This window comes from Streptomyces sp. MspMP-M5 (assembly GCF_000373585.1).
Classification (GTDB): Bacteria; Actinomycetota; Actinomycetes; order Streptomycetales; family Streptomycetaceae; genus Streptomyces.
On the sequence record NZ_KB891908.1, the window covers coordinates 40,024 to 61,637 of the forward strand.

The window sequence follows — 21,614 nt, forward strand, 5'->3', positions numbered from 1 at the left end:
ACCGCGGAGGCCCGCCGGGCGGGGTCAGCCGGACTGCTGGAGCCGCTGGAGCGACGCGGCCAGTTGGTCCACCTCCTCCGGGGTGTTGTAGAGGGCGAGCGAGGCGCGGGCCGCGCTCTCCAGCCCGTAGTGGGCCAGGGCCGGCTGGGCGCAGTGGTGGCCGGCCCGGACGGCGATCCCGTCCTGGTCGAGCCACTGCGCGATCCGGCCCGGGTCCTGGCCCGCCAGGGTGAAGGTGAGCACCGCGATCCGTTCGGGGGCGGAGCCGATCAGGTCCAGGCCGGGGACCGCGGCCAGCGCCTGTTGGGCGTACCCCAGCAGCTCGGTCTCGTACGCGGCGACCGCGGACCGGTCGAAGCCGGTCAGCCAGTTGATCGCGGCGAGCAGGCCGACCACGCCGGCGATATGGCCGGTGCCGGCCTCCAGGCGGTGCGGGACGGGCGCGTAGGTGGTGCGGTCGAAGGAGACCGAGTCGATCATGTTGCCGCCGCCCTGCCACGGCGCCATCTCCTCCAGGATCTCCGGCTTGGCGTACAGGGCGCCGATGCCCGTGGGGGCGAACAGCTTGTGGCCGGAGAAGACGTAGAAGTCGGCGTCGAGGTCCTTCACGTCGACCGGGAAGTGAGCCACCGCCTGGGCGCCGTCCACCAGGACCTTGGCCCGGTAGCGGTGGGCGAGCGCGGTCATCTCCTTGACCGGCGGGACGGTGCCGAGGACGTTCGACGCCTGGCCGAGGGCGACCAGCCGGGTCCGCATGGAGAGCCGGTCGGCGTAGGCGTCGAGGTCGATCTGCCCGTCCGGCCGCAGCGGTACGGGCACCACCCGGGCTCGGGTCTCCTTGGCCACCATCTGCCAGGGCACGATGTTGGAGTGGTGCTCCAGCACCGGCACCAGGATGTCGTCGCCGGGGCCGAGGTTGGCCCGCCCCCAGCTCTGGGCGACGAGGTTGATCGCCTCGGTCGTGCCGCGGGTGAAGACGATCTCGTCCGGGGACGCCGCACCCAGGAAACGGGCGACCGCGGCCCGGCCTCCCTCGTACGCCTCGGTGGCCTCGCGGGCCATCGTGTGCGCGCCGCGGTGGATGTTGGAGTTGCCCGCGCCGTAGAAGCCGGAGACCGCCTCGATGACCTGGCGGGGCTTCTGGGTGGTGGCCCCGTTGTCGAGCCAGACCAGCGGTTTGCCGTTGACGGTCCGGTGCAGGATCGGCACGTCGCGGCGCGCGAACTCCGGTGAGAAGGGCGGCGGTTGGGAGAGGTGACGGCCCGTCGGTTCGGTGCCGTTCCAGGGGGTGCCGGCGGACTCGGGGGCCGGCACGGGGGCGCCGGTGCCGACGCCGGTCGCGGCTGCGGGGGCCGCCGGGACCGCGGCGGTGCCGAGGCCCGGCACCGCCGCTCCGGTCGTGGGGACGGCCGCCGCGCCGGTCCCGGCCGACGGAAGTCCCAGCAGGTCAGGCGTAGTCATGGTAGCGGGACACCTCGACGTTCTGGAGGACGGCGAGGGCGTCCTCGACGAGGACCGCGGCGTTGAAGTACGCGGTCATCAGGTACGAGGTGATGCCCTTCTTGTCGACGCCCATGTTCCGCATGGCCAGGCCCGGTTCGATCTCGTCGGCGACGTTCGCCGGGCGCAGCCCGACCACGCCCTGCTCGGCCTCGCCGACCCGCATCAGCAGGACCTCGGTGGTGCCGGTGTCCGCCCCGCCGGAGAACCGCACCTTGTCGGACGGCAGCAGCGGCACTCCGCGCCAGGTCAGCAGCGGGCTGCCGAAGCTGGTGTCGATCACCGGGGGCACGCCCCGACGGGTACATTCCCGGCCGAACGCGGCGATGGTCCGGGGGTGGGCGAGGAAGTAGCCGGGCTGCTTCCAGACCCGGCTGAGGAGCTCGTCGAGGTCGTCGGGGGTGGGGGCGCCGTAGCGTGCCTGGACGCGCTGGCCGGGGGCGACGTTGTTGAAGAGGCCGTGCTCGGGGTGGTTGAGGAGGACGTCCTCCTGCCGCTCGCGCAGCGCGTGCGCGGTGAGGTTGGCCTGGGTGCGGACCTGGTCCATGGTGCCGCTGTAGAGGTCGGAGACCCGGGTGTGGACGCGCAGCACGGTCTGGGCGAGGTTCATGTGGTACTCGCGGGGCGCGTCCTCGTAGTCGACGAAGGTCGCCGGCAGTTCGGGTTCGCCGGTGTGTCCGGAGCTGAGGTCGACCGGCACCTCGCTGCCCGGCAGGACGCCGTCCGCGGCGAGGTAGGCGTCCGTCGCGGCCCGCAGTGCCGGGTCGCGGTCGCCCAGGCGGGCCAGGACGGCGCGGTCGAGGCTGAGCGCGGTGCCGGGGGTGAGCGCGGTGACCCGGTAGGGCATCGGGGCCGAGCGGGTCCAGGCGTCGAGGTCGAAGAACTGGCCGTCGCCGATCACGTCGAGCAGCGCGTCCTCGCCGTAGCGGCCGCGCGCCCGCTTCTCGGCGCGGCCCTGCACCACGACGAGCAGACGGTCCGTCACCTCGCCGCTCTCGGCGAGGACTTGGCCGGTGTCGAAGCTCACCGTCTCGAAGGCACCGGCGAGTTCGGTCAGCAGCGCGTCGTCTGCCTCGCGCAGGTACGGCAGTTCACGCAGGTCGCCGGGGATGACGCGGTGGGTGTCGCCGTCCTGGTAGGTGGCGATGCGGTCGTCGCCGAGGACGTAGGTGCGGCGGCGGTTGACGCGGAAGACGCCGGATTCGACGTCCACCCACGGCAGGGCGCGCAGCAGGTAGCGCGGGGTGATGCCGCGCATCTGGGGGGTGGTCTTGGTCGTGGTCGCGAGTTGCCGTGCCGCATCCGGGGCGAGCGTCATCCGGTCGTTCACAGGGGACCTCCATACGGGACCAACGGCATGCCGGCCGCCCGGCGCGGGGCCGGCGGCATGCGGGACACCGGGATGGTCGGGGCCGGAATATGCGGTGCGCAACGGCCCGCCGACGGGCCCGCGGCCGGAAACGCTCGGAACCCGAAACCCACGATGACGGACCTACGTGCGATTACCTTGTGTCGCAGGGTCGCTACACCGCGTGGAATCGGCCTTCACGGGTCGCTCCGAGGGGCGCCGGGGGTCCTGCACCGGCGCCCACCCACCCTCCACAACCGACCAAATTTGCCCTCATAAAGCCGCTTTGTCATTCCAAAAGGAACGCTTATGACGGCGTGCAGCTGATCGCTGCCCGAGGGTACGCAGTGCTAAATATGGCGCGTGAGGGAAAATTTCGAGCAAAAGAGACATTTCTGGCCTGATGTCGGGCGCCGTCTCCGCTCGGTGCTGAGCGTGCACAGCGTCGCGGGCCAGGTGCTCGTCCTCCAACTCGCCCTCGTACTGCTGCTGGTCGTGGCCGCCGGGGTCGCCCTCGCCCTCCAGGCCCAGCAGGCGAGTCTGGCGGAGGCCGAACAGCGTTCGTCCGTCGCCGCGCTGGCCTTCGCACACGCCCCCGGGACCGCCGCCGCGATGCGGTCCGCCGACCCCACCACCCGCCTCCAGTCCCGCGCCGAGGACGCCCGGCGGGAGGCCGGGCTCGACTACCTCGTCGCGTTCAGCCCGTCCGGGATCCGCTGGACCCACCCCGACCCCGCACTGATCGGCAAGCGCGTCCCCGGCGGCTACGGCCCCGCACTCGCCGGCCGGACCGTCACCTCCACCTCCGCCTCGGCGTTCGGCCGCGCCGTGGACACCACCGTCCCGGTCAAGGACGCCGGCGGCCGCGTCGTCGGACTGGTCGCGGCCGGCATCAAGGTGCAGCGGACCAACGAGTGGGCCCTGCAGCGGCTGCCGCTGCTGATCGGCTGCGCCGCCGGCGCCCTGGTCGTCGGGGTCTGCGGGACCGCCCTGGTGAGCCGCCGGCTGCGGCGGCAGACCCGCGGTCTGGACCCCGCCGAGATGACCCGGATGTACGACCACCACGACGCCGTCCTGCACGCCGTCCGCGAGGGCGTGCTCATCATCGGCGGCGACGGGCGGCTGCTGCTCGCCAACGACGAGGCCCGCCGGCTGCTCGGCCTGCCCGACGACGCCGAACGCCGCCGGGTCACCGAACTCGGCCTGGAACCGGGCACCGCCGCCCTGCTGGCCTCCGGGCGGGCGGCGACCGACGAGGTGCACCCCGCCGGCGACCGGCTGCTCGCCGTCAACATCCGCCCCACCGGCCCCTACGGCGGCCCGCCCGGCACCGCCGTCACCCTCCGGGACACCACCGAACTCCGGGCGCTGACCGGCAAGGCCGAGGTCGCCCAGCGGCGCCTGAAACTGCTCTACGACGCGGGCATGCGGATCGGCAGCACGCTGGACGTCCGCCGCACCGCGGAGGAACTGGCCGCGGTCGCCGTGCCCCGCTTCGCCGACGTGGTCTCCGTCGAGCTTCTGGAGCCGGTGCTGCGCGGCGACGAACCGACCGGGCGGCATGCGCCGATGCGGCGGCTGGCGGTCCACGGCGTACCGGAGGGCTCGGCCGTCTACCGCGTCGGCGAGCGGATCCGCTTCGTCCCGGGCAGCCCCATCGCGGCCGGTATCGCCGACGCCCGCCCGGTCCTCGTCCGGGACCTGCGCGCCGAACGCGAGTGGCGGGACCAGGACCCCGACGACACCCGGCGCATCCTGGACAACGGCATCCGCTCGCTGATCGCCGTGCCGCTGCGGGCCCGGGGCGTGGTGCTCGGGCTGGCCAACTTCTGGCGGGCGGCCGGCTCCGAGGTGTTCGGCGAGGAGGACCTGTCGTTCGCCGAGGAGCTGGCCGCGCGGGCCGCGGTCTCCATCGACAACGCCCGCCGCTACACCCGCGAGCACGCCACCACCCTCACCCTCCAGCGCAGCCTGCTGCCGCGGGCGCTGCCCGCACAGTCGGCCCTGGAGGTGGCGCACCGCTACCTGCCCGCGCAGGCCGGGGTCGGCGGCGACTGGTTCGACCTGATCCCGCTGCCCGGCGCCCGGGTCGCCCTGGTCGTCGGCGACGTCGTCGGGCACGGCCTGCACGCCGCCGCCACCATGGGCCGGCTGCGCACCGCGGTCCTCAACTTCTCCGCCCTGGACCTGCCGCCCGACGAACTCCTGGGCCACCTCGACGAACTCGTCAGCCACATCGACACCGACGAGGCCCGTACGGGCGGGACGGGGACGGACGGGGACGACGGCGGGAGCGAGGGCGGCGGGGACCCGGCCGGGACGATGGCCGACGAGGCGTCGGCATCGGGCGGGGAGGTCTCCCTGGTCGGGGACGGCGCCGCCGGCATTACCGGCGCCACCTGCCTCTACGCCATCTACGACCCGGTCGGCGGCGGCGTCACCCTGGCCCGGGCCGGCCACCCGGGGCCGGCCCTGATCCGCCCCGACGGCACCGTCTCCTTCCCCGAGGTGCCGGTCTCCCCGCCGCTCGGCCTCCGGGGCGGCCTGCCCGTGGAGACCGTCGAACTGGCCCTGCCCGAGGGCTCCCGGCTCGTCCTCTACACCAACGGGCTCGTCGAGGACCGCGAACGCGACCTCGACACCGGCCTGGAACTGCTGCGCAGCACCCTCGCCGACGGCCCGGACCACTCCCCCGAGGAGACCTGCACCGCCGTCCTGGACGCCATGCTGCCCGCCCACCCCAGCGACGACATCGCCCTGCTGGTCGCCCGCACCCGGCTCCTCGACCGGGACCGGATCGCCGAGTGGCAGGTCCCCTCCGACCCCGCGGCCGTCGGCCCCGTCCGCTCCGCCTGCATGCGCACCCTGGAAGCCTGGGGACTGGACGAGATCGGCTTCACCACCGAACTGATCCTCAGCGAACTGATCACCAACGCCATCCGCTACGGCGCGCAGCCCATCCGCGTCCGCCTCCTCCACGACCGCGCCCTGATCTGCGAGGTCTCCGACGGCACCAGCGCCTCCCCGCACCTGCGGCGGGCCGCCACCACCGACGAGGGCGGGCGCGGGCTGTTCCTCGTCGCCCAGTTCGCCCAGCGCTGGGGGACGCGCTACACCCCCGGCGGCAAGGTCATCTGGACCGAACAGACCCTGGACGCGACGCAACCACCGGGCGCCGGCGGCGACGACGGCATCGACACGCTCCTCGACCAGTGGGACGAGACGGGCTTGTGAGGCGGGCGACTTCGTGAGGCGGGGGTGCCTTCGTGCGGCGGGGCGGCCTGCGCGTCACATGCCGCCGGAGCGCCGGGCCCGGGCGGCGCGGAAGGCCGCCGCGCACCCCGCCGCGGCCAGGCCGGCCCCCGCGAGGACCCACAGGCTCGTCCGATCGGCCTGCTGCCAGCCGAGTTCCGCGTGCGGGTGCACCACGAAGCCGTCGAAGAACAACCAGGAGACGAGGACCACGGCGGGGACCATGAGGGGCCGGGCCGCGGCCGCGACGGCGACCGTCAGCAGCGCGAACACGGCGAGCAGGAACGCCGGATGGGCGGCGGCCCGGCCGGTCGCCAGCAGCACCGTCACGGCGAGCGCGGTCACCGCCGCCCCGACGGGCAGCGCGAGTTCGCGGCCCAGCTCGTCGGCGGGCCGCGGGTGAGCGGGGACAGGATGGTGAACGGTGGCCATGAGTGCACCTCCTGGGACCTGGTGCCAGGGTGCGCGGACCGGGGAACGCGGGAAGCGTCGGGCCGGGAACTTAACGCGGTGCGTACGGCACGGGGGGTATTTCTGACACGTCCCTGACGCCGAGGCGGCACACCGGATGGTCCCGGACGCGCCCCGGACGCCGGGCGGCGCGGAAGTGTGTTGCATACTCGCTCCTCGTTGCCCGGCGCACCCGGGCGACGACCCGTGGCGAAAGCGACAAACGGCGGCAGGAAGAGAGAGTTGGACGGAATCGGCCTTTATGGGGGTGGGCCGCCGATATGTCCGCTTGGGCGTTTTCGGGGCGGCTTTCGGGGTGGTCTTCGCGGCGCCCGGTGCGACGCCGCGTGCCGCACCGCACCCCACCCGCACCCCGTCCCGGCCCGCGCGACGACCACGCGGCCGGGACCTCCTCGACAGACCCGTACCCCTCGACCCACCACCCGACCGACACCCATGACCGTCGGCGGGCCGAACCACGATCGGCAGGACGTAGCCGTATGACCAGTACCCAGGTGGACCCCACTCCGCCGCCGGCCGCCGCCCCGCCGAGGTGGCGGTCCTGGCTGCTGGACGGCCTGAGCGAGCAGAGCGCCCGCCACCCCGGGCCGCACGGCACCCCGCCCGCCGAGCACAAGGGCCACTCCTGGTGGCGGGTGATGTGCCTGACCGGTGTCGACTACTTCTCGACGCTGGGCTACCAGCCGGGCATCGCGGCGCTGGCGGCCGGGCTGCTCTCGCCGTTCGCCACGCTGGTGCTGATCGCACTGACGCTGCTGGGCGCGCTGCCCGTCTACCGGCGGGTCGCCAAGGAGAGCCCGCAGGGCGAGGGTTCGATCGCGATGCTGGAGCGGCTGCTGCCCTGGTGGGCGGGGAAGCTGCTGGTGCTGGTGCTGCTCGGCTTCGCCGCCACGGACTTCGTCATCACGATGACGCTGTCGGCGGCCGACGCCTCGGCCCACGTCGTGGAGAATCCCTTCGCCCCGGCCGCACTGCACGGCGCCAACCTCTGGATCACCCTGCTGCTCCTCGCTGCGCTGGGAGCGGTCTTCCTCAAGGGGTTCAAGGAGGCGATCGGGATAGCCGTGGCGCTGGTCGGCGTCTACCTGGTGCTCAATGTGGTCGTACTGGCCACCTCGGCCTGGCAGGTGCTCTCCCACCCGGTGGCCATCCGCGACTGGTGGGGCGCGATGACCGCGCAGCACTCGTCACCGCTGGCGATCGTCGGGGTGGCGCTGCTCGTCTTCCCGAAGCTGGCGCTGGGCATGTCCGGTTTCGAGACCGGCGTGGCCGTGATGCCGCAGGTGCGCGGCGACGCCGGGGACGACCCGGCCAAGCCGGCCGGCCGGATCCGGGACACCCGCCGGCTGCTGACCACCGCGGCGCTCATCATGAGCGGCTTCCTGCTGCTGTCCAGTCTGGCCACCACCATCCTGATCCCGCAGAAGGAGTTCGCCCCCGGCGGTGCGGCCAACGGGCGGGCGCTGGCGTATCTGGCGCACCAGCACCTGGGCGAGGCGTTCGGCACGGTCTACGACATCTCGACGATCGCGATCCTGTGGTTCGCCGGCGCGTCGGCGATGGCGGGGCTGCTCAACCTCGTCCCGCGCTACCTGCCGCGCTACGGCATGGCCCCGGAGTGGGCCGGCGCGGTGCGGCCCCTGGTGCTGATCTTCCTGACCATCGCGTTCGGGATCACCATCGTCTTCGACGCCAGCGTCGACGACCAGAGCGGCGCCTATGCCACCGGTGTGCTGGTGCTGATGCTCTCCGCGTCGTTCGCCTCGACCGTCGCCGCCCGGCACCGCGGCCACCGTGGCGCCACCATCGGCTTCGGCGCGATCACCCTGGTCTTCGGCTACACGCTGGTCACCAACGTCATCGAGCGGCCGGACGGACTGAAGATCGCCCTGCTGTTCATCCTCGGCATCCTGCTGACGTCGTTCGCCTCGCGGGTGCACCGCGCCTTCGAACTGCGCGCCGCGGACGTGGTGTTCGACGAGACCGCGGAGCGGCTGATCGACGAGGCGATGGCGGCGGGCCCGCTGCGGGTGATCGCCAACGAGCCCGACGAGCGCAACGCGGCGGACTACCGGGAGAAGGAGTACAGCCAGCGCGAGGAGACCCACATCCCCGACCGCGGGCCGGTGCTCTTCCTGGAGGTGCTCGTCGAGGACTCGTCGGACTTCAGCGCGGAGCTGGAGGTGCACGGGGTGGAGGCGTACGGCACCCGGATCCTGCGGGTGCAGGGCGCGGGCGTGCCGAACACCATCGCGGCGGTGCTGATGCGGCTGCGGGAGCGGACCGGCCAGGTGCCGCACATCTACTTCAACTGGACCGAGGGCCATCCGCTCAGCCATCTGCTGCGGTTCCTGGTCTTCGGTGACGGGGAGGTCGCGCCGGTCACCCGCGAGGTGCTGCGCCGCGCGGAGCCGGACCTGCGGCGCCGCCCGCGCGTCCACGTCGGCTGACGCCACCCGCTCCCCCGCCCCGCCCCGGCCGCCGGATCACTTCCGGCGGCCGAGGCGTTTCTCGCGAGGGCCGTCAGCGCAGGACGGCCTCCGGATAGAAGTTGCGGGGGTGGCCGTTGGGGTCCTTGAGGCGGCCGAGGAGGCTGGCGGGGTATTCGATGAGCCAGTAGCTGGCCGTGGCCGCCAGCAGGGCGGCGAGGAGGACGATCAGCAGGGCCCAGGGGAAGCCGGACGGGACCTGGGGCAGCAGGCCGGCGTTGTGGAGCAGGAGCATGACCGGCTCGTGCCAGATGAAGAGGCTGTAGCTGATCAGGCCGACCGGGGTGAGCCAACGGGCCGTCAGGAAGCGGTTCCAGAGGGTGCGCCGGCGGATGTGGAGGGAGCTGAAGAGCAGCAGCGCCCACAGTGCGGAGGCGATCGGGTGGTAGTAGGTGAAGGTGAAGCCCTCCGCGTCGGACTGGAGCGAGAGGCAGAAGAGGCCGGCCAGCGCGAGGGCGGTCAGCGGCAGCGCGACGCGTCGGGGCAGGCGGGCCCGGTCGCCGAGCGCGGCCAGCACCACCGCCAGTCCCATACCGGCCGCGAAGCCGCCGAAGCGGGCCTGCGGGCCGAAGTAGGCGACCCAGTCGGTGTGCGGGACGTCCAGGGCGTAGTGCGCGACGGTGATCCAGGCCAGCGGTGCGGCGAAGAGGACGAGGCAGCCGGTCGCGCAGAGCGCCACCCGGCTGCCGCGGCGGCGCAGACGCCGGCAGGCGCGGACGGCGAGCGGGCCGAGGCCGACGAGGACGAGGTAGAAGAACACCTCCAGGGAGAGCGACCAGGTCGGGCCGAGGGTGTAGAAGATCCGGTCCTGGTCGAAGACATGGGTGAACGTGAGGTGTTCGAAGAGGTCCTGCCAGTCGCCGGGGAGGGTGGGGTTGCGGGTGGCCCAGACGACCACGACGGCCAGGACGTAGAGCGGCAGGATGCGGATGGCGCGGCGGAAGAGAAAGGCGCGGGCCGGGCGGGTGGAGCCGCCGTCGATGGCGGCGCGGGCGTAGGACTGGGTGAGCAGGAACGCCGACAGGACGAAGAAGAGGTCGATGACTTCGAGGGAGAGGACCGCGTCGAGGGCCGGGTCGGCCACCGGCGGGTGGGTGCCGTGCGCGTCGTAGACGGTGTACTGCTGCCAGACGTGGAAGGCGACGGTGCTGAGCGCGGCGAGGCCGCGGAAGCCGTCGATGTCTCCGGCCCGGCGGCGGGGCGGACTCTCGGGGGCGGGCGGCGAGGTGGTCGCGGGGGCGGTGGCGGTGGTCATCGGCGGGCCACCGCCCCGGCCGCCTGCCCGGCCGTCCGGGTGCGCGGGGTGACCCGCCACTGGCGGTCGCCGAGGGCCTCCTTGAGGTGCGCCTGGCGGGCGACCATGTTCTTGAAGTGGCTGTAGAAGACGGTCGAGACCAGCAGGTAGGACCAGAACCAGCGGCGGCGGGCGCGGAGTTCGGGCACGGCCAGCCGCCAGGCGAAGAGGGCCTGGACGGGTCCGGCGGCGAGGGTGAGGAGCAGGGCGACCACGCAGACCGGTACCGCCCAGTTGAGGTGGCCGGGACCGCCGGTCTTCCACATGGCGTAGAGCAGGATCGGCAGGATCTGGAGGGTCAGCCAGGGCTGGATCTCGCGCCAGCCCAGCAGGACCAGCAGGCCGAGCTTCTGACGCAGCGTCAGAATCGGCGAACGCAGGCCGTTCCGGAGGTGTTTGAGGGAGACCTGGAGCCAGCCCTGGGCCCAGCGGGAGCGCTGGTTCCACAGGGCGGTGAGGGTGGTGGGGGCCAGTTCGCGGGAGATCAGGGTGCGGTCGACGGCGATCCGGGCGCCCGTGGTGAGGGTGCGCAGGGTGGAGTCGATGTCCTCGGTGAGCATGGAGCCGTGCATCCGGGTGCGGGCGAGCAGGTCCGTGCGCCAGAAGCCGTTGGAGCCGCCGAAGACGCCGAAACCGTACAGCCGGGTGCGGCCGGGGTGGCTGACGGCGTAGATCGCCTCGAACTCGACGGCGACGAGCCGGGCGATACGGGAGCTGTCGCCGTTGCGGACGACGCAGTGGCCCTGGACGACGTCGTAGCCGTGGGAGAGCCAGTGCCAGGCGTGCCGGAAGGCGTGCGGGGCGGGGTGGTGGTCGGCGTCGAAGATGCCGACGAACTCGCCTCGGACGCGGGTGACGGCGGCGTTGACGTTCTGGGCCTTGGAGGTGCTGCCGGCGACGGGCAGGAGGACGAGGCGGGGGTCGCGGGCGGCGATCTCGCGCAGGGTGTCCTCGACGGGGAGCGGGTGCGGGGTGTTGTAGGCGAGGACGATCTCCAGCTCGCCGGGGTACTCCTGGCGCAGGAACGATTCGACGGTGTCGACGATGGTGGCGGCCTCGTTGGGGAGGTACGCGGCGATCACCGCGCTGGCCGGCGGGTAGGCGGCGCCGGGGCGTTGCGGGCGGGCGGGCGCGTCCAGCGCGTAGAGGCATTCGAGGACGATCAGCAGCGCGGAGAGCACCAGTCCGGCGACCACCGCCCAGTACATGCCGGAGCCGAGGTCCCAACCGGCCAGGTACGCCTGCTGGTAGAGGACGAACGGCGCGCCGATGCCCAGGAGCAGCGCCAGCACCGGGGAGAGCGCGGAGAGCGCGGGGCGGAGCAGGGCGCGCAGCGGGGGCCGGCGGTGGCGGCCGGGGGTGCCGCGCATCCAGGGGGCGTGGCGGACGGGGCGGAGGTCGCGGTGGCGGAGGGCCTCACGGGCCGCGTCGCGGGCCCGGTCGACGGCGTCGGCGGCGTCGGTGGCCTCGGCGAGCGGGAGCCAGCCGACGGCTGGGGTCAGGCGGACGTTCTCGTCGGCGACGACGAAGCGGGTGCCGGCGGCGGCGGTGGCGAGGGCACTCAGGCCGCGCACGGCGGTCTCCTCGTCGATGGCGGGGAGCAGCATCAGCAGGTGGCCGTCGTCGTCGCGGCCGAGCCGGTCGCAGGCGCCGCCGAGTCTTTCGGCGACGCCGGCCAGCCGTTCGGCGATCTCGCGGCGGACCCGGGGGCCGAGCCGTTCCTCCAGGGCGGCGAGTTCGGCGACCGCGACGACGGCGAGGACGCCGTGGTGCCGGGCGGCGTCCGGACGCTTGAGTTCGCGGTCGAGTTCGTCGAGGAAGTGGGGCCGGGAGTAGAGGCCGGTGCGCGGGTCGCGGAGCAGCTGCTCGACGGGGACGGGGACGCGGCGGAGCTTGGCCTCGATGCGGGCGGAGAGTTCGTCGGGGTCGGACGCCTCGGATATGCAGTCGTCGGCCCCCCGGCGGAGCAGGTCGGCGACGCCGGCGGGGCCGGGGGTGCCGGTGACCATGAGGAGCGGCAGGGCGCGTCCGGCGGGGGCGGTGCGGACCTCGCGGATGACGTCGGCGCCGGCGTGCCCGGTGGCCGGTTCGTCGAGGGCGACGACGGCGTCCGGGGGTGCCTGGTGGAGCCGGAGGCCGGCTTCGCCGGGTGGGGCGTGGGTGACGTCGTGTCCGGTGGTGCGGAGGGTGTGGGTGAGGCGTTCCAGGCGCGGGCCCGGGGTGCCGACGACGAGGACGTGGCCGGCGGGGTGAGGGGCGGTGGGGGTGGGGTGGTCCGTGCCGCCGAGCAGGGCCGTGGGTGAGCCGCCCTGGGAGTGTGCGTGGTGCGAAGTGAGCACCTGAGGTGGTCCTTTCTGGCTGCGGGGCACGCGGAGGCCGGCGGTGGGGGCCGTGGCCGGGGGCCGGTCGGGCTCCTCGGGGCGGGCCGGGCCCGGTGGCCGGGCGCGGGCAGGGCGGAGCAACCGCCCTCGCGCGGCGGCGAGTTGGGCATGCCGGGTGGCCGGCGGTGGGGGCGCCGGCGGCTCCGTGGTGCGCGTGCTGCGGGAGGGTGACGATCAGGCGGGCGTCGGACGGCGCTCGGGTGCGAGGGTCGGCGACGCGGGGCTGATTGTCAGATGCATGACAGCTGGAGAGGGTGCGCGGGGGTCCGTCTTCTCTCGGCGGGACGGACGGCGGCGCGGTGGCACACGGCCCCGGCGGGCGGCACGGCGGACGGCAGGCATCGGACCGCGCGGGGGCGGTCGAGCGCGTATCGCATAGGAAGGGTCCCATCCTGATCGGATCGTGGGGGGAGGACCGGATGTCTGGTGTACACCGAAGGGCCCCGCTCGGCAAGGCCCGTCGGCACCCGCCAGCCTCGGTGACCACTGTGACGCGGCACCGTCATCCACGTAACGCCTTCATTACGTCCCGCCCTCGTGACGATCCCAACTGCCGCTACCGCCCGGTAGACACGGGTGCGTCGGCTATACCCATGGGGCAGATCCGCACTGGAGGTTCGTACGTCTGGCCGATCTGTTAATCTGCCCGCTCCTGGATGTTCCTCCATGTCCGCTCCCTTCTCCTCCCCCCAGCACCCCCTGCTCACCGGGTGCAGCGAGGTGTCGCGTACGTGAACAGCGTTCCGTTTTCTCCCGCTCAGGCCCGCTCCGCCCGGGCCCGGGTGGGTCTGACCACGAGTCAGGTCGCCCAGTCCATGACGGCGTGCGGTGCGCCGGTGCGCCCCGAGGTCATCGAGGCGTGGGAGTACGGCTCCCTGCTGCCCACCGAGCCGCAGTTGTTCGCCCTGGCGGATGTGCTGTGGTGCCCGCCGGCGGTGCTGATGGGGGTGGAGCCGCGGACGCTGGCGGAGCACCGGCTGGCCCGGCAGCTGAGCGGGGAGCGGCTGGCGCAGCTGGTCGGGATGGACCCGGAGGCGTACCACGCGGCGGAGGTGGCCAACGAGTGGCCCGGCGACTACCGGCAGACCAAGGCGCTGGTGGAGGCGCTGGGGCTGTCGCTGCGCACGCTGATCGGGGTGATGGGGCGGGTCGAGGAGCTGGCCGGGCATCTGCGGGCGGCCATCGAGGGCCGCTGGAAGCCGCATGTCGCGCCGGTCACCGAGATCACCACGCTGAACCGGACGCGGGTGAGCGACGCGCTGCGCACCATGCACGCGGAGTTCGCGGACTTCTCCGAGCGGTACATGGGGCACGTGGTGGCGCGGAACGCCGATGCCCGGCTGAAGGAGATCGCGGCCGAGCGGTCGGCGTATCTGCGGCGGCTGGTGGACCACTTCTGGGAGCTGATCGGGGAGGCGGGCGAGGCGCCGCCGTTCAACTCGGTGCACTGAGACGGCCGTTCGGCGGGGCGGGGCCGGTGGTGGGCCCGCCCCGCCGAAACGGCCGAGGGTCGGTGCGCGGGGTGCCGCGCGGTCAGTAGGCGTTCGGGGAGTGCGGCGGGGGGCCGGCCGGCGTCGGCTCGCCCGGGGCCGTGGTGGGCACGGCCGCGTCCGCGGACTCGTCCTCCGCGAACTCGTCCCAGTCGATCTCCACCGACCTGCGACGGGTGAAGACATTGAAGACGAGGTTCAGCGTGATGGCGGTCAGTCCGCCCAGGGTGATGCCGGAGTCGAGCACCGCCCGGACGCCCTGCGGCATCCGCTCGAAGAACGGCGCGACCGCGGTGGGCAGGAACGAGGCGCCCAGACTCACCGCCAGGATCAGGGCGTTGCGCTCCTCGCGCAGGTCCACCTTGCCGAGGATCTGGACGCCGACCGCGGCGACCATGCCGAACATGGAGAGTGCGGCGCCGCCGAGCACCGGGTGCGGGATCGCGGCAACCACCGAGCCGGCCTTGGGCACCAGCCCCAGCACGATCATGAAACCGCCGGCCGCGACCACCACGAACCGGCTCATCACCCGCGACATCCGCACCAGGCCGATGTTCTCCGCGAAGGCCACGTACGGGAAGGAGTTGAAGATGCCGCCGAGGACGGTGGCGACGCCGTCGGCGCGCAGCGCCCGGGCGACGGTGTCGTTGCCGACCTGCTTGCCGGTGATCTCGCCGATGGCGTAGACGTCGCCGGTGGTCTCCACCATCGTGATCAGCATGACGACGATCATCGCGAGGATCGGGAACGGCTCGAACTTGGGCATTCCGTAATGGAACGGCGTGCTGACGCCGAACCAGTCGGTCTGGCCCACTCCGCTGAAATCGACGTCACCGAGCAGCCAGGCGACGGACGTTCCGCCGACGAGTCCGAGCAGTACCGCGATACTGCTCAGCAGCGGCTTGCCGATCCGCACGATCGCGAGAATGAACAGCAGGGTGCCCAGCGCGTATCCGAGGTTCTTCAGATCGCCGAATTCCGGCTTACCGGCCAACTGCGCGCCGCCGGCCGCGTCCTGGAGTGCCTGCGGGATGAGGGTCAGGCCGATGATGGTGAGAATCGTGCCGATGACGACCGGCGGGAAATACTTCACCAATTTGCTGAAGAACGGGGCGAAAAGGAAAGTGGCGATTCCCGCGGTGATGACCGCGCCGTAGACCACCAGCAGTCCGGCGGTGCCGCCGCCCGCGCCCAGTCCGATGGCGATCATCGGGGAGACCGCGGTGAAGGTGACGCCCTGGACGAGGGGCATCCGGGCGCCTATCCTCCATATCCCGAACGCCTGGATGATGGAGGCGATTCCGCAGGTCAGCAGGTCTGCGTTGATGAGGTAGACGAGTTCCGCGCGGGACAGTCCGAGGGCGTTGCCGAGCATGATCGGGACGATGACGGCGGCCGCGTAGAAGGCGAGGACGTGCTGGAAGCCGTAGAGGGCGAGTTTGCCGAACGGCAGCACCTCGTCGACGGGATGGGGCCGCTGCCGGGGAAACTGCTGGGGGGATTGTCGCGCGAGTCGTGCCATCTCTGCCTTGCCTTCACGAGGTAGGTGAATAAGAAGGAACCCGGGCCCTATGGTGCGTTGCCCTGCAGGTGCGGTACGTCCCGGTTCGCCGGGGCATCCTTTGATCAGCGGACCGAAGTCCGGCAATTCCGTGGAATGCGCAGGTGCGGGCTCATCGGGGCGCTCACACTAGTTGACCTCCGCCGCTCCGCGCGAGTAACCAGGGGCGAGGGCGAGGAATGCGCCGTAAAATCTGAAATATGGCTGAGCGGCCGGATGCGTCCCGTGCGCCCGAACTCCTCGTGGAGTCCGGCGGGGTCAGCCAGGTGATGAGTCCGGACCACGACTACCACGTCGGCCGGGACCCGCACAGCGAGCTGGTGTTCCGCGACGACCGGGTGTCGTGGCACCACGCGGTGCTCCGGGTCTCCGAGGGCCACTGGCTGGTGGAGGACGAGGGCAGCACGAACGGTACGTACACGGAGGGGCATCGGGTGTCGCGGTCCGGGGTCGGGCCGGGGAGCGTGATCCGCTTCGGGAATCCGGCCGACGGACCTTGCGCGGTGCTCACCGGCGTCGCCCGCCCCACGGCCGCCGGCCGCCCGTCGTCGGTGTCGCATCCGGCGGCCACCCACACCTTCCGCCGCCCCAGCACCGTCCGGCCGCTGCCGCCGGCCCGCACCACACGGATCGGCCGGGCCGCCGACAACGACCTGGTCCTGGACGACCTCGCGGTCTCCCGCCGGCACGCCGAACTCCGGTCCGGCCCGGACGGCGGCTACCTCATCGCGGACCTGGGCAGCCACAACGGCACCTATCTCAACGGCCGTCCGGTCGACTTCGCCCCGGTGCGGCCCGGCGACGTCATCGGCATCGGCCACTCCGCGTTCGTCCTCGGCGGCGACCGGCTCCAGGAGTACGTCGACACCGGCGAGGTCTCGCTGGACGTGCAGCGGCTGTCCGTCCGGGTCGGCACCGGCGCCGCGCGCCGGACGCTGCTGGGCGGGGTGTCGTTCCCGCTGGGTGAGAAGTCGCTGCTGGCCGTGATCGGCCCCAGCGGCGCGGGCAAGTCGACGCTGCTGAACGCACTGACCGGGCTGCGGCCCGCCGACGAGGGCACCGTGCTCTACGACGGCCGGGACCTCTACCGGGACTACGCCGAGCTGCGCCAGCGCATCGGGCTGGTGCCGCAGGACGACATCCTGCACACCCAGCTGACGGTCCGCCGGGCGCTGGGCTACGCCGCGGAGCTGCGGTTCCCCGAGGACACCGCGCCGGCCGAACGGGCCGCCCGGGTCGAGGAGGTGATCGGCGAACTCGGCCTGGCCGAGCGGGCCGGGCTGCCGATCCACAAGCTCTCCGGCGGGCAGCGCAAGCGCGTCAGCGTGGCGCTGGAACTGCTGACCAAACCGTCGCTGCTCTTCCTCGACGAGCCGACCTCGGGCCTCGATCCGGGGATGGACCGGTCGGTGATGCACATGCTGCGCGGGCTGGCGGACGACGGCCGCACCGTCATCGTGGTCACCCACAGCGTGCTGAGCCTGGACGTCTGCGACCGGCTGCTGGTGCTGGCGCCGGGCGGCACCAGCGCGTACTACGGGCCGCCGGAAGAGGCCCTGCCGTACTTCGGGTTCGGGCAGTGGCCGGAGGCGTTCGAGGCGTTCGAGAACGACCGCGGGCGGGACTGGGCCGGGGAGTTCCGGGCCTCGCCGCTGTACGGGCGGTCTGTCACCGGGGAGACCCGGCAGCCGCCCGCGCCGACGGTGCCGCGGGCCGGGGTGGCGGCGCCGCCGCCGGCCCGGCGCTGGGGCGCGCAGCTGTGGACGCTGATGCGGCGGTACGCGGCGGCGCTCACCTCGGACCGGACGTTCCTGATCATCATGGTGGCGCTGCCGTTCGTGATGGGGGCGATGGCGCACGGCCTGAGCGGCGGGAAGCTGACCGCGGGCACGGCGACGAACGTGCTGCTGATCCTGTGCGTGGGCGCGGTGCTCACGGGGGCCGCGAACGCGGTGCGCGAGCTGGTCAAGGAGCGGGTGATCTACCAGCGGGAGCGGGCGGTGGGGCTGTCCCGGTCGGCGTATCTGATGTCGAAGGTGCTGGTGCTGGGGGCGGTCACGGTGGTCCAGGCGGTGGTGCTGACGGTGGTCGCGCTGTTCGGGGTGGGGCTCGGGGCGCCGGGCGGCGCCGGGGTGCTGATGCCGCCGCTGCTCGAAATCACCCTGGCGGTGGCGCTGTTGGCGTTCACCGCGATGATGCTGGGGCTGCTGGTGTCGGCGCTGGTGCGCAAGGAGGAGGTCACCATGCCGCTGCTGGTGCTCCTCGCCATCGTGCAGGTGGTGTTCTGCGGGGCGCTGCACGCGCTGCGCGGCACGCCGGTGCTGGAGCAGCTGTCGTGGCTGGTGCCGTCCCGCTGGGCGCTCGCGGCCATGGCGGGCACCGTCGACCTGCACCGGATCCTGCCGCAGCCGCTGACCGAGGACCCGCTGCTCCGGCACGCGGTGGGCCCCTGGCTGCTGGACATGGGGATGCTGGTGGTGCTGTCGGCGGTGTGCGGCTTGCTGGTCCTGCGGCTGCTGCGGCGCCATGAGCCCGAGATCATGCGCCGGTAGCCGGGACCGTCGGTGCGTACGGCGCCGGGGCCGTGCGCGAGGAGCGTCGAGGAGCCGCCTGTGACCGCACCGGACTTCCGCCCCAGCCATGTCGTCCCGCCGGACGGGATGCCGACGTGGGCGGCGCCGGATGCCGCCCGCCCGCTGGTGCCGCTCGATCCGCTGCTGCCCGTCCAGGTCGTCGGGCGGCACGGCGACTGGGCGCTGGCCCGGTGCTCCAACGGCTGGTCGGCGTGGGTGGACGGGCGGCTGCTGCTGTCGCTGCCGCACGGCCCGCCGGCTGCCGGGCAGCCCACCGCCCGGACCGCGGACCCGCGCCCGCTGCTGGCCGCCGTCGAGGACGCGCTGTCCCGATACCGGCAGGGCGTCGAGGAGTTGCTGGCCGGTCGGCTGGACCGGGAGGGGTTCGCGGAGCGGACGCGCGGGACGCGGATCGGGGCGGTGGTGGACGGCGACGCGGTGTGGCTGTACGACGCGCGGCACGAGCGGTGGTGCTTCTGCGACGGGGCGTCGCTGGTGACGTTCGCCGTGACGGACGAGCCGTCGGCGGACGGGGCGGCGGAGGCCGGGGCGGCGGGCGCGGGGGATGCGAGGGGTGCGGGGGACGGGGGCGGGCTGCCCGGGGAGGCGGAGTTCCCGCCGCCGTTCCCCCCGCCCGGCGGGCCGGGTGACCGGACGTGACCGGGTGGCCGGGCGGCGAGCGGGCCGGTGAGCCGGCCGGCGCCCGGCCCCGGGAGCGGCCGACGGCGCCGGACTCGGGCGGGCTGCACGGCCGCCGGATCGCCGGGTACCTGCTCGGGGAGGAGATCGGCCGGGGCGGGATGGCGGTGGTCTACAAGGCCGAGGACCTGCGGCTGGGCCGGACCGTGGCGGTGAAGCTGCTGACCCCCGAGCTGGCCCGGAACGACACCTTCCGCAAACGCTTCGCGTACGAGTCGCGGGTGGCCGCGTCCCTCGACCATCCGCACATCGTGCCGGTCTTCGAGGCCGGGGAGGCCGACGGGCTCCTCTACATCGCGATGCGCTACGTCGCGGGCCGCGATCTGCGGGCGCTGCTGGACGACGAGGGCCGGCTGCCGCTCGCGACCGCCTGCCGGATCGCCGGCCAGGTGGCGTCCGCGCTGGACGCCGCGCACGCCCGCGGCCTGGTGCACCGCGATGTGAAGCCCGGCAACGTGCTGGTCGCCGAGGGCACCGACACCGACCGGCCCGAGCACGTCTATCTGACCGACTTCGGGCTGATGAAGAAGTCGCTGTCGCTGACCGGCTTCACCAGCGTCGGCCAGTTCATCGGGACGCTGGACTACGTGGCACCCGAACAGATCGCCGGGCGCCCGGTGGACGGCCGGTGCGACGTCTACGGGCTGGCCTGCGTGACGTACGAGATGCTGGCCGGGACGCCGCCGTTCGTCCGCGACGACGACCGGGCGCTGCTCGGCGCCCATCTGCACCAGCCGCCGCCCGCGCCCAGCGGTACGCGGCCCGACCTTCCGCCGGCGGTGGACGCGGTGTTCGCCCGCGCGCTGGCCAAGGAACCGGAGGAACGCTACGAGACCTGCCGGGGGTTCGTGGCGGCGCTGCGGGCGGCCGGGCGGGCCGGGACGGCGGGGGTGTCGCCGGCGGAGCCGGCGCGGAGCCGGCCGGACGTCCCGGTCGGCGGGGCGGACCGCGGCACCGTGCAGGGGACCGCTCCCCCGCCGCCGCCGAGTTGGGCGCTCCCGGTGTTCCCGGTCCCGGGCACCCGGGGGGCGTAGGCCGGCGGCCGGGCCCGGGTCAGGCCGCCCGTCGTCCGGTCGTCAGGAGCCCGGCGGCCGGGCGTCGCGGAGCTGGCCGGGGTGGCGGACCCGGCGCGCCGCGAGGCCGCCGGCGAGGCCGGTGACCAGGCCCCAGGCGGCGCCCACCCCCACCAGCCGCCACAGCTGCGGCTGCAGTGTCACCGCGCCGCCCAGGTCGCCGCCGAGGTCGCCGACGCCGATCAGGGAGAGCCCGTAACGGGCGTCGATCCGGGTGAGCAGCCCGACGACGAGCAGGGTCAGCGCCAGCGCCACCGCCATCTCGACGGCGTGCCGCCACAGGGGCGTGCGGGCCGGGGCGCGGACCGCCGCGGCGAACGCGGCGCCGAGCAGCACCACCGCGGCCACCGCGACCAGCAGCCGGACCCGTCCGTCCTCGGCGCCGAGCGAGCCCAGGTCGACGGTCTGCGTCCCGCGCTGCCCCAGCACCTCCTGCAGTGCGTGCGGCAGCGGCAGTCCGAGGGCCTTGTCGACGTGACCGGTCCAGCCGCCGCCGGTGCCGATGCCCAGCGCGAGCCAGGCGAGGTTGGGCAGGCCCAGCAGGATCACCGCAAGGGTCCGGGCCGGGTCGCCGCGGGTGATCAGCTCGGCGATCCCGACCAGCAGCCCGAGCCCGGCGTAGACCAGCAGGGTCAGCAGCATCGCGTGGGCGGGCGGGCGGACCGAGTCCTGGAAGCGCAGCAGCCGGGAGGAGAGCGGCGCCCCGCGGGAGACGAGGAAGGCCAGCACCAGTACGGCGAGCACCCACAGCAGGCCGTAGCCGAGGGTGGCCGGGACGTCGGCGCGGAAGCCGACGGTGGGGGTGCTGCCCAGGAGGGCGCCGATCCGGTCGGCGAGGTCGTTGCCGACGGAGACGGTGAAGCTGTGCCGGGCGGCGAGCGCGATCAGCCACAGCAGGACCAGCCAGCACGCCGCCGTCCGGGCGATCCGGCCGAGCAGTTCGCCGGTCGGGGCGACCGCGCGGTGCCGCAGCGGCCGCAGGAAGACCGCGGCGGTGACCAGGGCGCCGGCGAGGGTCACCGACAGCGGGACGGCGTCCACGGCGGCGTGTGCCTCGGCGATGATCCCGGCGTCGCCGGTCGCGTGCAGCGAGCCGCCGGCCGCGGCGACGACGGCGGCCGCGACGACCGAGGGGAAGGCGCCCGCCGGCAGGTCGGCCGCGCCCGCCGCCCACAGGCCGAGCGCGGCGGTCACGACCATGGTCAGCAGGCCCGCCAGGGCGGCGCCGAGCGCCTCGCCCCAGCCGCGCAGGGCCCCGGGGACGCGGTGGGTGGACGGGCTCTCCGGGCCGGCCGCCGCCGGGCCGGGCGTCTGGCTCACGACTGCCTCCTGCGGGTGTCTGGTGCCGGGCGCGGGGCCGAGGCGCCGTCCCGGTCACGGTACGCACGTTCCGTGCCGCCCCGCTTGCGGAGCGCGCCCGACCTGAGCACACAATTACCCAGACGCATATGCCTACACATGACTCTTAAGCCGCGAATCCGGG

At 73.7% G+C, this 21,614-nt stretch carries 13 protein-coding genes; 6 read left to right on the forward strand and 7 right to left on the reverse strand.

Annotation, left to right across the window (positions count from 1 at the left end; all coding sequences use genetic code 11):
* Positions 1-24: 24 nt before the first annotated feature.
* Both B073_RS0126525 and B073_RS0126530 read right to left on the reverse strand, forming a co-directional pair.
* Positions 25-1,461, reverse strand: a complete 1,437-nt coding sequence (locus B073_RS0126525; protein ID WP_018541122.1) for a cysteine desulfurase — start codon at positions 1,459-1,461, stop codon at positions 25-27.
* Positions 1,448-2,830, reverse strand: a complete 1,383-nt coding sequence (locus tag B073_RS0126530) for a family 2B encapsulin nanocompartment shell protein (RefSeq protein WP_018541123.1) — start codon at positions 2,828-2,830, stop codon at positions 1,448-1,450. Before B073_RS0126530 ends, B073_RS0126525 begins: the two co-directional genes overlap by 14 nt.
* A 444-nt stretch (positions 2,831-3,274) precedes the next feature.
* On the opposite strand from B073_RS0126530, the gene B073_RS0126535 reads away from it, so the two are divergent.
* Positions 3,275-6,082, forward strand: coding sequence for a SpoIIE family protein phosphatase/ATP-binding protein (locus tag B073_RS0126535; RefSeq protein WP_018541124.1), 2,808 nt, complete (start codon positions 3,275-3,277; stop codon positions 6,080-6,082).
* 54 nt (positions 6,083-6,136) lie between these two features.
* On the opposite strand, the gene B073_RS0126540 is transcribed toward B073_RS0126535, so the two are convergent.
* Positions 6,137-6,532 (reverse strand): hypothetical protein, encoded by a 396-nt coding sequence (locus B073_RS0126540; protein ID WP_018541125.1) that lies wholly within the window; start codon positions 6,530-6,532, stop codon positions 6,137-6,139.
* 518 nt (positions 6,533-7,050) lie between these two features.
* Here B073_RS0126540 and B073_RS0126545 point away from each other — a divergent pair.
* The gene (locus B073_RS0126545) at positions 7,051-9,021 is read left to right on the forward strand and encodes a hypothetical protein (RefSeq protein WP_018541126.1); all 1,971 of its coding nucleotides are present in this window, start codon (positions 7,051-7,053) and stop codon (positions 9,019-9,021) included.
* A gap of 73 nt (positions 9,022-9,094) precedes the next feature.
* On the opposite strand, the gene B073_RS0126550 is transcribed toward B073_RS0126545, so the two are convergent.
* Both B073_RS0126550 and B073_RS0126555 read right to left on the reverse strand, forming a co-directional pair.
* A complete protein-coding gene (locus tag B073_RS0126550) occupies positions 9,095-10,315 on the reverse strand; it encodes an acyltransferase family protein (RefSeq protein WP_051094214.1) in 1,221 nt (406 codons plus the stop codon).
* Positions 10,312-12,693 carry a glycosyltransferase gene (locus tag B073_RS0126555; protein WP_018541128.1) on the reverse strand — a complete coding sequence of 794 codons (2,382 nt, stop codon included), beginning with the start codon at positions 12,691-12,693 and terminating at the stop codon, positions 10,312-10,314. Before B073_RS0126555 ends, B073_RS0126550 begins: the two co-directional genes overlap by 4 nt.
* 857 nt (positions 12,694-13,550) lie before the next feature.
* Here B073_RS0126555 and B073_RS0126560 point away from each other — a divergent pair.
* Positions 13,551-14,186 (forward strand): hypothetical protein, encoded by a 636-nt coding sequence (locus tag B073_RS0126560; protein WP_018541129.1) that lies wholly within the window; start codon positions 13,551-13,553, stop codon positions 14,184-14,186.
* A gap of 82 nt (positions 14,187-14,268) precedes the next feature.
* On the opposite strand, the gene B073_RS0126565 is transcribed toward B073_RS0126560, so the two are convergent.
* The gene (locus tag B073_RS0126565) at positions 14,269-15,747 is read right to left on the reverse strand and encodes a nucleobase:cation symporter-2 family protein (protein WP_026247756.1); all 1,479 of its coding nucleotides are present in this window, start codon (positions 15,745-15,747) and stop codon (positions 14,269-14,271) included.
* 239 nt (positions 15,748-15,986) lie between these two features.
* Between B073_RS0126565 and B073_RS0126570 the strand changes: the two genes are divergently transcribed.
* Genes B073_RS0126570 through B073_RS0126580 form a run of 3 tightly spaced genes read left to right on the forward strand, consistent with a single transcriptional unit; the run spans position 15,987 to position 20,092 of the window.
* Positions 15,987-18,338 (forward strand): FHA domain-containing protein, encoded by a 2,352-nt coding sequence (locus B073_RS0126570; RefSeq protein ID WP_018541131.1) that lies wholly within the window; start codon positions 15,987-15,989, stop codon positions 18,336-18,338.
* A 60-nt stretch (positions 18,339-18,398) separates the two neighbouring features.
* Entirely contained in the window at positions 18,399-19,019 is a 621-nt protein-coding gene (locus tag B073_RS0126575) for a hypothetical protein (protein WP_018541132.1), read from the forward strand.
* Positions 19,016-20,092, forward strand: a complete 1,077-nt coding sequence (locus B073_RS0126580; RefSeq protein ID WP_018541133.1) for a protein kinase domain-containing protein — start codon at positions 19,016-19,018, stop codon at positions 20,090-20,092. Before B073_RS0126575 ends, B073_RS0126580 begins: the two co-directional genes overlap by 4 nt.
* Positions 20,093-20,134: 42 nt before the next feature.
* Here the strand turns inward: B073_RS0126580 and B073_RS0126585 are convergent, their stop codons facing one another.
* The gene (locus tag B073_RS0126585) at positions 20,135-21,451 is read right to left on the reverse strand and encodes a streptophobe family protein (RefSeq protein ID WP_018541134.1); all 1,317 of its coding nucleotides are present in this window, start codon (positions 21,449-21,451) and stop codon (positions 20,135-20,137) included.
* Between the last annotated feature and the right edge of the window lie 163 nt (positions 21,452-21,614).

Excerpts from the sequence above, each read along its gene's own strand:
- B073_RS0126560 (WP_018541129.1), top strand. The coding sequence starts at position 13,551 with ATGACGGCGTGCGGTGCGCCGGTGCGCCCCGAGGTCATCGAGGCGTGG.
- B073_RS0126540 (WP_018541125.1), bottom strand. The coding sequence starts at position 6,532 with ATGGCCACCGTTCACCATCCTGTCCCCGCTCACCCGCGGCCCGCCGAC.
- B073_RS0126545 (WP_018541126.1), top strand. The coding sequence starts at position 7,051 with ATGACCAGTACCCAGGTGGACCCCACTCCGCCGCCGGCCGCCGCCCCG.
- B073_RS0126570 (WP_018541131.1), top strand. The coding sequence starts at position 15,987 with ATGGCTGAGCGGCCGGATGCGTCCCGTGCGCCCGAACTCCTCGTGGAG.
- B073_RS0126550 (WP_051094214.1), bottom strand. The coding sequence starts at position 10,315 with ATGACCACCGCCACCGCCCCCGCGACCACCTCGCCGCCCGCCCCCGAG.
- B073_RS0126565 (WP_026247756.1), bottom strand. The coding sequence starts at position 15,747 with ATGGCACGACTCGCGCGACAATCCCCCCAGCAGTTTCCCCGGCAGCGG.
- B073_RS0126525 (WP_018541122.1), bottom strand. The coding sequence starts at position 1,461 with ATGACTACGCCTGACCTGCTGGGACTTCCGTCGGCCGGGACCGGCGCG.